Origin of the sequence: Psychrobacter sp. GW64-MNA-CIBAN-0177 (assembly GCF_040309585.1) — a bacterium.
GTDB lineage: Bacteria > Pseudomonadota > Gammaproteobacteria > Pseudomonadales > Moraxellaceae > Psychrobacter > Psychrobacter okhotskensis.
The window spans coordinates 1-245 of record NZ_JBEOOY010000517.1 but is presented as its reverse complement, the minus strand read 5'-3'; the positions used below and the strand labels follow the sequence as shown (position 1 = coordinate 245).

1 protein-coding gene is annotated in these 245 nt (G+C 45.7%); it reads right to left on the bottom strand.

Features of this window, described 5'->3' with window-relative positions; genetic code table 11:
* A partial coding sequence (locus tag AAEY79_RS16055; protein ID WP_352289698.1) for a tryptophan 7-halogenase occupies positions 1 to 234 on the bottom strand: 234 nt, incomplete at its 3' end.
* Positions 235 to 245 lie beyond the last annotated feature (11 nt).

Below are 245 nucleotides of genomic sequence, written 5' to 3'. Positions count from 1 at the left end.
ACGGTATCCTGATTCAAAACTAATTTTACGGGCAGTTAAACCGTTTGCTGCATCGCCTAAATAGTCTCTTAGGTTTTGCTCTGCTTCATCGTCTGATAAAAATTTGCTTGAATAGACATGCCCTACACCTCGGCGGTGCGTTAAACCTATATCCCAAATCCATCCAGCGTTTTGCGCTGTTGCTATGGTATGGCTGGCAAGAAGCTGCTCGTTTTCATCGTAAGGGACTTGCATAGCCAGTGCGC